The following is a 12,010-nucleotide window of genomic DNA, read 5'->3' on the forward strand; positions in this document are numbered from 1 at the left end:
TTTCATCTTTGGCTCATAATGACAAAAGTCAAATTACACTTTCTGTACAACATTTGATTGAGAGAAATACAAATAGAAGAAAAAAAACGCAGCGAATCAATCGAATTGTTCCGTTAATACTAAAAGTCATTGCTAGCGTGTCCATTGTAACGACACTTGGAATTATTATTACGTTGGCAAATGAAACAATCATGTTTTTTCAAAAGATATCCTTGTATTCTTTTTTGACAGAGAAAGAATGGTTACCTTTTTTTGAAGATCCGAAATTCGGTATATTACCACTTATATGTGGAACAATCCTTGTAACAGCAATTGCCATGTTCGTAGCAATTCCTATTGGTTTAGGTTGTGCCGTGTTTTTAAGCGAATACGCTTCGAATGGCGCTCGGAAAATATTAAAACCGTTGTTAGAGCTACTAGCAGGCATCCCGACAATTGTATATGGTTTTTTCGCGTTAACAGTTGTCACACCACTTTTACAACGCGTTATACCAGATTTGCAGTTTTTTAATGCTATTAGTCCGGGTATTGTTATAGGGTTCATGATGATCCCGACGATTGCGTCTCTCTCTGAAGATGCGATGAGGGCTGTAGAAAAAGGAATTAAAGAAGCCTCATTAGCGCTAGGAGCGACTCGTTTTGAGATGGTAAAACAAGTGGTGTTTCCATCGGCTTTTACGGGCATAATGGCAGCGATTATATTAGCAGCTTCCAGGGCAATTGGTGAAACGATGATTGTTGTTATTGCAGCTGGATCAACACCTAATGTATCGATAGATCCGACTCATTCTATTCAAACATTAACAGCCTATATTGTACAAGTGAGTTTAGGTGATGCTCCGCACGGAACGATTACTTATTACAGCATGTATGCTGTAGGTGCAACGTTATTTATGTTTACTTTTATTATGAATATCATTTCGCAATATATTATGCGCCGTTTTAGGAGGGTGACATAATATGCGAATGTTAAACCATAAAAAAATACAAGAAAATATGGCATCGCGTTTTTTAAAGGATCGGATTTACAAGTGTTTGTTTTATATAGCAATTTTGTTTTCAGTAGTAATACTTTTTATATTGCTTTTTCAAATTTTTGAAAAAGGTATAAGTTATCTTTCAATAGATTTCTTTACAAACTTCGCCTCACGTAATCCGAAAGAAGCTGGGATTGTCGCTGCTTTGTCAGGAACAATACTATTTATGAGCATTGTTATACCGGTCTCTTTTATATTTGGAGTCGGAACAGCTCTTTATTTAGAGCATTATGCGAAGGAGTCCGTTTTTAAAAAGTTAATTGAATTAAATAATCAAACATTAGCAGGGGTACCTTCCGTTGTGTTTGGTTTACTCGGATTAACTATTTTCGTATACGCTCTCCATTTAGGAGAGAGCATAATTGCAGCGGCACTGACGATGAGTTTACTCGTCTTACCAACTGTTGTTGTAGCTAGTCAAGAAGCGATTCGAACTGTGCCGAGCTCATTACTAGAGGCTTCTTACGGATTAGGTGCTACGAAGTGGCAAACGATGTATCAAATTGTATTGCCAGTAGCTTTACCAGGGATTGTAACGGGATGTACGTTAGCGGTATCGAGAGCAATTGGTGAGGCAGCACCATTATTAGTCATTGGGGCTCTTGCTTTTGCAAATTATGTTCCGTTCAGTATGTTTGATAGATTTACGGTTTTACCAATTCAAATTTTTAATTGGATGAGTAGACCACAAGAAGAATTTCAGTATGTAGCAGCAGCTGGGATGATTGTTTTGTTAGGGTTGCTGCTCTTTATAAATATATTTGTCTTATGGTTACGAAATCGAAAATAAGTTGGAAGTGGATGAAAGGGGAATTCAAATGGTAGCAACAGTAGTAAATGTACAGGTGAAAAATGAGAAAAAGATTGAGACAGCACCAAAAAAAGTGGTATTTGATACGAAAAATTTAAATTTATGGTACGGAGAAGACCACGCTTTAAAAGATATCAACTTAAGTATTCATGAGAATGAAGTAACAGCGATTATCGGTCCAAGTGGTTGTGGTAAATCAACGTACTTAAAAACACTAAATCGTATGGTAGAGTTAGTGCCTATCGTTCGAACTACGGGCGTTATCGAATATAGAGAACGAAACATATTCGAAAAATCATATCCGGTTGAAGAATTGCGTACGCATGTGGGAATGGTGTTCCAAAAGCCAAATCCATTCCCAAAATCTATTTATGAAAATGTAGCATATGGCCCGAAAATCCATGGTGTTCGTGACAAAAAAACACTTGATGAAATCGTTGAGAAAAGCTTACGCGGAGCAGCTATTTGGGATGAGTTAAAAGATCGTTTGCACGATAATGCATACGGTTTATCTGGTGGACAGCAACAGCGCCTATGTATTGCACGCTGCTTAGCGATTGAGCCAGACGTAATTTTAATGGATGAACCAACATCGGCGCTAGATCCAATTTCAACATCAAAAGTAGAAGAGCTAATTCAGGAGTTAAAGAAAGACTTTAGTATTGTTATCGTGACGCACAACATGCAACAAGCAGCACGTATTTCAGATAAAACCGCTTTCTTCTTAAGTGGAGAAGTTGTGGAATATACAGATACGAACAAATTATTTACAACACCTACAGATAAGCGTACAGAAGACTACATTACAGGACGATTTGGTTGATGTTGTTGTAAGGCTAAGAGTAAATGCCCTCTTAACAGAGAGCATTTCTCACTTTCACCTCATTCTAATAGGGGAGAATATTTCTCTTTTCTCAAGGCTTAATAAACGTACAAGAGGCTGGGTAGGGGATTTATATAAAATGGCACATAATATTGAGGGGGAAGAAACGATGGTAAGAGAACAGTTTCAATGTGATTTAAAAACGTTACAGCAAAAGGTGATCGAGCTTGGTGAGTTAGCAAGGGAAGCTTTATTGATTGCTATGGAAGGTCTTCACAACAGGGATGTAGAGAAAGCGTTAGAAGTCATTGATGGGGATTATCGCATGGATAATTTAGAAGAGGAAATAAATGACCTTGCGCTTATGCTTATTACAAAGCAACAGCCTGTAGCAAGTGATTTAAGAAGGATTTTCATTTCAATTAAAACAGCGACAGATTTAGAACGTATTGCAGACCATGCTGTTAATATTGCGAAATCAACAATTCGTCTTGGTGAAAAAGAAGTGGTCGTTAGCTTGCGTAATCTTGAGGAAATGTTTGAGATTGCTCATAAGATGTTAAATTTAGCATTAGAAGCATATGAGCAAGAAAATTTAACTTTTGCTAAACAAATTGCTGAAATGGATGATTCAGTTGATGAAATTTATGGGAAAGCGATTCGTGAATTTATTTCCTCTGTCCCTGGACAACCAGAAGCGATTACACAAATTACACAACTATCCTTTGTTGCAAGATATATTGAGCGTGTAGCAGACCATGTTACAAATATTGCTGAGAATGTATTTTATTTAGTAAAAGGAAAGCATTATTTATTGAATGAGTAGGGGAAAAAGTAGGTGATGAAAAATCACCTGCTTTTTTTAGTCAAAACATGACAAAAAAAGCTCGTTGTTTCCTTTAGTCTATGATGATAAGATGTATCATAATTAATGGAAAAATAAGTACATATGTGTTAGTTACGTTTTATTAATTATTTTACCAAGTTAATGGTAAGCGCTTTCTTTTTTATCGGGAGTTAAAAGGTACATGTATTCATAAAGTGAGGCTTTAATTAGTGGGGCTGTCTCTCACTGATTGTTAGATCATACCAAAACGGACTTTTCCTGTAGTTAATGTGGGATAAATGATATACGGAGTTCTTGAACATTATATAAGTGGAGGCTGAAGTATATGAAGGGGGTTATTTTAGCTGGAGGAAAAGGGAGACGTCTTAGACCATTAACATGTAATACTCCAAAACCGATGTTACCATTGTTAGAAAAACCAGTTCTTGAATATAATATTGAATTATTACGTCAGCATGGTATTCGTGAAATTGCAATTACAGTTCAATATATGAGTACTGCCATTAAGCAATACTTTGGTGATGGTAGTAAGTGGGGAGTTAACTTGTATTATTTTGAAGATTCTCCTCCGCTTGGAACAGCAGGGAGCATTAAGCAAGCGGAAAGTTTTTTAGATGAAACATTTGTTGTTATTAGTGGGGATGCATTAACTGACTTTCAATTATCAGAAGGAATTGCATTTCATGAACAGAAGAAGAGAATGGTAACGATGTTTGTGAAAGAAGTAGAAAACCCACTCTCATTTGGGCTAGTTGTAATGAATAAAGAACAAGAAATTATACGATATATAGAAAAACCGAGCTGGAATGAGGTAGTTTCTAATATTGTAAATACAGGTATTTATATAATGGAGCCAGAAATCTTTTCTTACATACCATCCATGGAATTTTCGGATTTCAGTCATGATGTGTTTCCGTTATTGGCTAATAAAAATGCTTTATTTGCATATTTATCAGAAGACTATTGGCTAGATATTGGTACATTTGATCAATATCGGCAAGCTCAATTCGATTTGTTGACGAAAAAATTGAAGGTGCCTATTCCATATACAGAAGTATTACCAATGGTGTGGATGGGAGAAGGTGTAACGATAGGAAAAGGAACGAAAATTCATGGTCCTTCTTTTATTGGAGAAGGAGTAATAATTGGTGCGGGGGCTGTAATTGAACCGTACTCTATTATTGGGAAAAATAGTATCGTTTCAAGTTATTCTCATTTGCAAAAAAGCATCATTTTTGCAAACGCTCATATAGGAAAAAATTGTGAGTTGCTAGAAACAACAATAGGAGATCATACAATGGTCGAAGATGATGTTACACTTTTTCAAAAAAGTATTGTAGCGGACCATTGTCATATAGGGAAAAGTACAGTAATTAAGCAAAAAGGAAAAATATGGCCATATAAGGAGATAGATAGTCATTCGATAGTAGGTTCTGCCGGTGTTAAAGAGAGTGAAAAGAGTGCAGGGTGGTTACAAAAAAGCCGGATTGTAGGAAGGGGTAATGTTGAAATTACTCCTCAATTTATTGTGAAAGTTGCAATGGCTTATGGATCTCTTTTTGCCAAAGGAGAGAGTATATTGATTGGAAGTCAGGAAAATATAGAAACAACTTCCTTTAAAAAATTATTCCTCCATGCCATTCATGGCAGCGGGATTCATACGATGGAATGTAAAGAAATGAATGAGTCGCTTTTTCAGTATGCCATTCACAATCTGCAATGTGCAGGTGGAGTTTTCGTTCAAGTGGAAAGCGAAAGAGGGATTGTTATACAATTGTATGGTAAGGAGGGCTCATTTTTAACGTATAAGCAGCAAAAAGCGATAGAACAAGTATATATGTCTGAGTCGTTTTATTACGCTTGTGAGAAAGAAATGGGGCGAAATAAGCTAGTTCACGTTTCTGTAAATAATTATGTAGAAGCTGTGCTAGAGCGTATTGATATTGAAATGATACAAAAACAGAAGTTTCATCTTCTTATTAATAAGAGAAATGATATGTTACAACATTTACTTATGCTCTTTCTACAAAGGCTTGGATGCACAGTTACATGGATTTATGCGAGTGAACAAAAAGATCATGTGAAAGCTCTGATGAAATCGAGTAAAGCAAATATGGCGCTTATGTTTTCTGAACATGGAAATCGCTTCGAATTATATGACACTCACAGCAATATTTACCAAGGAACTGATTTTGAAGAAGTAGATATTCCGGATTTATTACTCGAATCAGCAGATAATGTTTACCCGATGTCTTTGAAATTAGGGGAATGTTATCTCCTCTTTTATATGCGTAATGAAAAAAACTCTTTTCAAATAAGATGGAAGCGAGATATTTTATATCGAATTGGAAAATTATTTGAATTAATAGCGTTGCAAGGAAAAACATTACTTAGCATAGCAGAGCAATCACCTCCACTGTATCTACTTTATGATGAAGTTGTATGTTCATGGAAGGAAAAAGGGAAAGTAATGAGGAAATTATTGGCCGATATGGAAATAAAAGAAGAAGGTATATTTGAAGGGATACAGTTCAAATATGCAGAAAAAGAGTGGTCTTATATCGTTTCTGATACAAAACAACCAAAATTTTTGGTGTATTCACATGCTAGAAACCCAGTGATAGCAAGGGAAAACATGAAAAATCTTATAGAAAAAATTAGACAATATCAAAAGGTGTAGAATTTTTATTTTAAAAGTGGTATTATAGTATAGTCTGATTTAAGTTATTAGTGACTGGAGGGAAATAAGAATGCGTGTGAATATTACTCTAGCATGTACAGAATGCGGAGATCGTAACTATATCTCAAAGAAAAATAAACGTAACAACGCTGAGCGTATCGAGCTTAAAAAGTATTGCAAGCGTGACAAGAAGTCTACGTTACACCGTGAAACAAAGTAAGCAGTAGGAATATTTTCCTACTGTTTCTTTTTTTTATGCGATTCCTACGTAAAAGTGATACACTATCTTCGTAGAGTAAAGTGTCACTGCAAGGGGGAAAAGTGTGTGAAAGAAGAGAAAATACGTTTACGCAAACAAATAATAGAACACATGAATTCTTTATCTGAAGAACAGTATACAACTTTATCGGAACAAATTGCAGTTTCGGTGTATGGACAAAAAGAGTGGGTTGAAGCTAAAACAATTGGAATCACTCTCTCGATGGAGCAAGAAGTCAATACATATCCTATTATCGAAAAAGCTTGGGAAGAAGGAAAGAAAATTGTTGTTCCGAAGTGTAATAAAGGGACAAGAACGATGTCTTTTCGACAAATTAGTAATTTAAATCAATTAGAAACAGTATATATGAATTTACGTGAACCGATTCCAGCACTTACGGAAGAAGTGAATGCGTGTGAAATTGATCTTCTTATCGTGCCAGGAGTAGCTTATACACAGCGAGGAGAACGGATTGGATATGGCGGTGGCTACTATGATCGTTATCTCGTGCACTATAAAGGGAAAACGCTATCATTAGCTTATGATTTTCAAATTGTAAAACATATTCCGGTAGAGCCATTTGATAAAAATGTAGAAAAAATTATTACAGAAAAAGGAACAATGGTTATAAATGGGCTTGTATAGACAAATAAAAATTGACGAGACTTTTTCTTCTTGATTATAATAAAATATGTGAACGTTTTCTTATTATAATTTTTTTATAGTAAGTGAGCATAAAGGGTGATGAAATGATATCCATTTATGATATTCAGCAATTGCTAAAGAAATTTGGCACGATTATTTATACGGGTGATCGAATCGCTGATTTACAATTAATGCAAGATGAATTGCGTGAATTAAATCAATCACAGCTAATCGATCCACAAGACTATCAAACCGCTTTATTTTTATTGAAGCAAGAAATTCAAAAAGAGATAAATAAGAAATAGATAAAGGTAGGTACGTAACATGGAAGAGAAATGGTTAGTTGGTGTTGACCTTGGTGGTACAACGATTAAATTAGCATTTATTAATGTGTACGGTGAAATTTTACATAAGTGGGAAATCCCTACGAATACAAATGAACAAGGAAAACATATTACACTTGATGTAGCGAAAGCTATTGATAAAAAGTTAGAAGAATTAGGTGAATTAAAAAGCAAGCTAATTGGTATTGGTATGGGAGCTCCTGGTCCTGTACATGTGGCATCTGGAATGATTTATGAAGCGGTTAATTTAGGATGGAAAAACTATCCGTTAAAAGATTTACTAGAAGTAGAAACGGGATTACCTGTTGTTATTGATAATGATGCAAACTTAGCGGCGCTTGGTGAAATGTGGAAAGGTGCTGGTGAAGGAGCAAAAGATTTAATTTGTATGACACTTGGCACTGGTGTTGGTGGTGGTGTTATCGCCAATGGTGAGATTGTACATGGTATAAGCGGTGCTGCTGGTGAGATTGGACATATTACAGTTGTTACAGAGAACGCTTTTCCATGTAATTGCGGGAAGTCGGGTTGTTTAGAAACGGTAGCCTCTGCAACAGGTATTGTGCGTGTTGCTATGCAACAAATACAAGAGACAGATAAAGAAAGTGTTTTACGTTCTATGTTAGCAGAAGAAGGGCTTATTACATCAAAAGATGTGTTTGAAGCGCTTGGACAAGGTGACGAACTAGCAGGTGAAGTAGTGGAAAAAGTAGCTTCTTATTTAGGATTAGCTGTAGCGAACCTTGCTAGTACGTTGAACCCAGAGAAAATCGTAATTGGTGGTGGCGTATCTAAAGCTGGAGACGCACTATTAGAGCCAATTCAACGTTATTTCGAGCAATATGCTTTCTCTCGTGCTGTAAAGGGCACAAAGTTAGCAATTGCAATACTTGGTAATGATGCAGGTGTAATTGGAGGAGCGTGGCTTGTAAAAAAGCACAAATACGAGGCGAAGATGATATAAGTTGTGAATAATGAAAAGAGGAAGGGGCCCCCTTCCTCTTTTTATGCAAGATCTTGTTGGAGAATAAAAATGTAAATGGATTAAGCTGTTGGTGGGTACCCATTATATAGAACAGTCATGATTGTAAACCATCCGAAAACAAGTACAGTTGCAATAGCGAAGCCGCCCGCGAATAAGTTTTTTTCGCGAAGTGTTCTAAGCGTAGCAAATACAGCTAACAGAGTGACTAGCGTAAAAATAATAACAAGGCCCATACAATATCCTCCTCTGTCTACTCATTCCTTAGGATGAGTTTTTAGAATATTTACTCTTTTATATTGTACATGTTTTAAAAATGATTGTCGAGATAACACCCCTTCTTTTCCTAAGAGAAAGAAATGTTGTATCATTAAAAGTAAATTAAATAACTGGAGGAGATTTTCATATGAAATGGATACAAATGCCATTAGGCCCATTACAAACAAATGCTTATATTTTAACGAATGATCAAAATGAGTGTATTATCTTTGATCCTGGCCATGAAGGAGAGAAACTTGTTACATATTTACAAGAAGCACAGTTAAAACCACTTGCGGTTTTATTAACACATGCTCATTTCGATCATATCGGTGCTGTTGATGCGGTGAGAGACGCTTTTCATATTCCTGTATACGTACATAAAGAAGAAGCGGATTGGTTAGGTGATGCAACTGTGAATGGCTCGCAAATTTTTATGATGAACCGCAGTATTACAGCAAAACCAGCAGATCATATTATTGACGAAGAGGGTACATTAACGATCGGTTCTTTTAGTTTTGAAATTTTTGAGACACCAGGACATTCTCCAGGAAGTATTTCTTATTATAGTAAAGAAGCGAATGCTGTATTTTCTGGAGATGTATTGTTCCAAATGAGTATTGGAAGAACGGATTTACCTGGTGGAAGTTTTGCTGAATTAATTGGAAGTATTGAAGAGAAATTATTTGTATTACCAGATGAAACAGCGGTACTATGTGGACACGGTCCAGAAACAAGCATTGGTTTTGAAAAAGAAAATAATCCATTTTTACAATAAGGAGTCATTATGGGGATGGAGCTCATTTTAAGAGAATGGATGGAAAAAGAAAAGGATCATTCGATTTCATATAGTACGTATATGAACCTCGTATTATATGCAGAGGAACATGGGTATTATATGAGAGAACGTGAAAAAATTGGCAGAAAGGGAGATTTTTTTACGAGTAGCAATGTATCTTCTGTATTTGCGAAGACTTTTGCTAAGTTTTTTATTCGGCTTGTTGAAAAGGGAGAAGTTTTTCCAAATATTTGTGAGATTGGTGGGGGAACAGGAAAGTTTGCCTATGATATTTTACAAGAATGGAAACAATTATCTCCGGAAACCTTTATCAATTTAAACTATTCAATTATTGAAGTGAGCCCTTTTCATAGAAGGCTACAACAGGAGAGGCTTTGTTTATTTGATAATGTGTCGTATTATACATCTTATATTGAAATGGGAGAGTCTTTCGAAGGAATTATTTTTTCGAATGAATTATTTGATGCGTTTCCTGTTGAGATAGTTGAGAAAAGAAATGGAATTTTGTATGAAGTACGTATCACGTATACAGATGAGGGAAACCTTACAGAAGTATTTAGACCGATAGAGAAAAGAGTCGGTCGTTACTTATTGAAATATAACATTCATATTGCTGAGGGACAGCGCTTTGAAGTGCCTATTGCAATGGAAGAGTATATAGAAGAGATTGCGAAATGGTTTCAGAAAGGTATATGTATTACAGTTGATTATGGATATACAAAAGAAGAATGGATGCATCCTGCACATCGTGAAGGAAGTTTAAGAGGATATTATAAGCACAAGTTAATTCGTAATCCTCTTGCATATCCAGGAGAAATGGACCTAACTACGCATGTTCATTGGGATGAGTTGAAGATGAATTTTGAGCTACAAGGAATGAATACGATATGGCATAGGAAGCAATCAGAGTTTTTGTTAGCAGCAGGAATATTAGATCAGCTTGCTAGCCATCAAGATACTAACCCTTTTTCTGAAACTCAAAAACGAAATCGAGCAGTTCGTTCTATGATTTTGAACGGAAGCTTAGGAAGTGCCTTTGATGTTGTTATACACACGAAAGATATGAAGAATTTACTTTTGAATCAATATTTAACAATATGAAAAAAACAAGACACAGTATTTTCTGTGTCTTGTTTTTTAATACGACTTATGTAGTATTATATATTTCCTCTCATGATATATATTTATATTAAAGATATGAGATGAAAAATATAGAATACGTTCTTTTTCTCTGCCTATAGGTCCCTAACCTAATAATACGCGAACGAGTTGAATAATTGTTTCGTTTTCTACTTTGTAGTAAATTTCCAATCCTTTTCTTTCACTAGAAACGATTTTAGCACTTTTTAACTTTGCTAAATGCTGTGAAATTGTAGATTGTGGCATGTTTAAGCCTGTGTACATTGTAGAAACGTTGCTTGGGCCACGTTCAATTAATCCCTTTACAATACATAAGCGAACAGGATGAGCAAGCACTTTCAATAATTCTGCATTGCTTTCATAAAGTTCTATTTCTTTTTGAAAGGTTTCTAACATGTTCTTTTCCACCTCCGTGTGAGCTGTTATACCATACTATACATACCAAAAAATTAAAGAAAAGAAAACAGTTGTTGCAGAAAAAGAGTCCTAAAGTAAAGAAATTGTAAGAAAAGAGACCCTGATGTAAATAAAATAGATAAATTAGCACAGTTTTGTAAAATGACATTTTTGGGTGAAAATTTTGATGCGTTTTGAAAATTGGAAGATATAGATATATTCGTAACACAATTTTATCATGATTTTCTTATTCTTTCAAATGAATATACGAAATTTTTAAAATAATATGACAAAGGAATCATAATGTTATATATAGAATATATAACAGGTTAAAAGAAAAGAAGCTGATTATGATCAGCTTCTTTATGATGATAATGAAATGTTTGGATGTAACTGATAAATCTTCGAATGAGCAAGTCATTAGTCATTTATTCTAGAGTTCATTTTTTATCAACTTTAAAAATCTGTGGTTCCATATATTTTCATAAAAATCAATCGTCTCTTGTGCAGACATAAATGAATTATTCAAAGTAGAGGTTGCTTTCTGTACCATGAAGTTTTCGTATCCCAATCCATGAGCAAATTTAATCGTAGTATCCATGCAGTACTCTGTTTGGGCACCGCAAAATTCAATACGCTGTACAGATAATTGATCTAAAATTTCTTTTAAGTTTGTTTTATAAAATGAATTTGCATGTGTTTTTCTTACAAAAAAATCTTGTTCTTGAACATCTAGATCGGTATGAATAGCCCAAAGTTCTTTTTCGGGTACTAAATCATCATCACAATGTTGAACAAAAATGATTGGTTTATTTGATTTTCTGTATGAAGAAATTCTTTTATTTACTTTTGTAAGCAAGTTTTGTAAATCAAATAAATGCTCTCCGCTATAACATACCCCATTTTGTAAATCGATAACGATTAAAATATCTGCACAAGTATCCATTATTTTTACCCCTTTTTTATTTCTTAATATATCAATTAATCCA

General features: G+C 34.9%; 14 protein-coding genes. 11 read left to right on the top strand and 3 right to left on the bottom strand.

Features of this window, described 5'->3' with window-relative positions; translation table 11 throughout:
• Positions 1-8 precede the first annotated feature (8 nt).
• From pstC to glcK, 9 genes are all read left to right on the top strand, one after another.
• Positions 9-959: a phosphate ABC transporter permease subunit PstC gene (pstC, locus tag MKX77_RS03550; protein ID WP_341305847.1), complete on the top strand. Its 951-nt coding sequence runs from the start codon at positions 9-11 to the stop codon at positions 957-959.
• 1 nt (position 960) lies between these two features.
• The gene (gene pstA / locus MKX77_RS03555; RefSeq protein ID WP_088034253.1) at positions 961-1,827 is read left to right on the top strand and encodes a phosphate ABC transporter permease PstA; all 867 of its coding nucleotides are present in this window, start codon (positions 961-963) and stop codon (positions 1,825-1,827) included.
• Between the two features lie 28 nt (positions 1,828-1,855).
• A complete protein-coding gene (gene pstB / locus MKX77_RS03560) occupies positions 1,856-2,671 on the top strand; it encodes a phosphate ABC transporter ATP-binding protein (protein ID WP_002111857.1) in 816 nt (271 codons plus the stop codon).
• A gap of 169 nt (positions 2,672-2,840) precedes the next feature.
• Positions 2,841-3,497: a phosphate signaling complex protein PhoU gene (phoU, locus tag MKX77_RS03565; RefSeq protein ID WP_002145720.1), complete on the top strand. Its 657-nt coding sequence runs from the start codon at positions 2,841-2,843 to the stop codon at positions 3,495-3,497.
• 346 nt (positions 3,498-3,843) lie between these two features.
• Positions 3,844-6,198, top strand: a complete 2,355-nt coding sequence (locus tag MKX77_RS03570) for a sugar phosphate nucleotidyltransferase (RefSeq protein ID WP_341305848.1) — start codon at positions 3,844-3,846, stop codon at positions 6,196-6,198.
• A gap of 70 nt (positions 6,199-6,268) precedes the next feature.
• On the top strand, positions 6,269-6,418 hold the full coding sequence (gene rpmG / locus MKX77_RS03575; protein WP_001265616.1) for a 50S ribosomal protein L33: 150 nt from the start codon (positions 6,269-6,271) through the stop codon (positions 6,416-6,418).
• Between the two features lie 105 nt (positions 6,419-6,523).
• Positions 6,524-7,102: a 5-formyltetrahydrofolate cyclo-ligase gene (locus MKX77_RS03580; RefSeq protein ID WP_215554200.1), complete on the top strand. Its 579-nt coding sequence runs from the start codon at positions 6,524-6,526 to the stop codon at positions 7,100-7,102.
• Between the two features lie 104 nt (positions 7,103-7,206).
• Complete coding sequence (locus MKX77_RS03585; RefSeq protein WP_002015140.1) at positions 7,207-7,407, top strand: YqgQ family protein; 201 nt, start codon at positions 7,207-7,209, stop codon at positions 7,405-7,407.
• A gap of 19 nt (positions 7,408-7,426) precedes the next feature.
• Positions 7,427-8,410 carry a glucokinase gene (gene glcK / locus MKX77_RS03590; RefSeq protein ID WP_341305849.1) on the top strand — a complete coding sequence of 328 codons (984 nt, stop codon included), beginning with the start codon at positions 7,427-7,429 and terminating at the stop codon, positions 8,408-8,410.
• Positions 8,411-8,490: 80 nt separating this feature from the next.
• Here glcK and MKX77_RS03595 read toward each other — a convergent pair whose 3' ends face one another.
• Positions 8,491-8,664, bottom strand: coding sequence for a DUF2759 domain-containing protein (locus tag MKX77_RS03595; RefSeq protein ID WP_002015138.1), 174 nt, complete (start codon positions 8,662-8,664; stop codon positions 8,491-8,493).
• Positions 8,665-8,834: 170 nt separating this feature from the next.
• On the opposite strand from MKX77_RS03595, the gene MKX77_RS03600 reads away from it, so the two are divergent.
• Entirely contained in the window at positions 8,835-9,464 is a 630-nt protein-coding gene (locus MKX77_RS03600; protein WP_002015137.1) for an MBL fold metallo-hydrolase, read from the top strand.
• A gap of 9 nt (positions 9,465-9,473) precedes the next feature.
• Positions 9,474-10,586: a class I SAM-dependent methyltransferase gene (locus MKX77_RS03605; protein ID WP_341305850.1), complete on the top strand. Its 1,113-nt coding sequence runs from the start codon at positions 9,474-9,476 to the stop codon at positions 10,584-10,586.
• A gap of 144 nt (positions 10,587-10,730) precedes the next feature.
• On the opposite strand, the gene MKX77_RS03610 is transcribed toward MKX77_RS03605, so the two are convergent.
• Complete coding sequence (locus MKX77_RS03610; protein ID WP_000894375.1) at positions 10,731-11,021, bottom strand: ArsR/SmtB family transcription factor; 291 nt, start codon at positions 11,019-11,021, stop codon at positions 10,731-10,733.
• Between the two features lie 433 nt (positions 11,022-11,454).
• Positions 11,455-11,967 (bottom strand): cysteine hydrolase family protein, encoded by a 513-nt coding sequence (locus tag MKX77_RS03615; RefSeq protein ID WP_341305851.1) that lies wholly within the window; start codon positions 11,965-11,967, stop codon positions 11,455-11,457.
• Positions 11,968-12,010 lie beyond the last annotated feature (43 nt).

The sequence above is a fragment of the Bacillus sp. FSL R9-9410 genome (assembly GCF_038050385.1).
In the GTDB taxonomy this organism is placed as follows: domain Bacteria; phylum Bacillota; class Bacilli; order Bacillales; family Bacillaceae_G; genus Bacillus_A; species Bacillus_A cereus_U.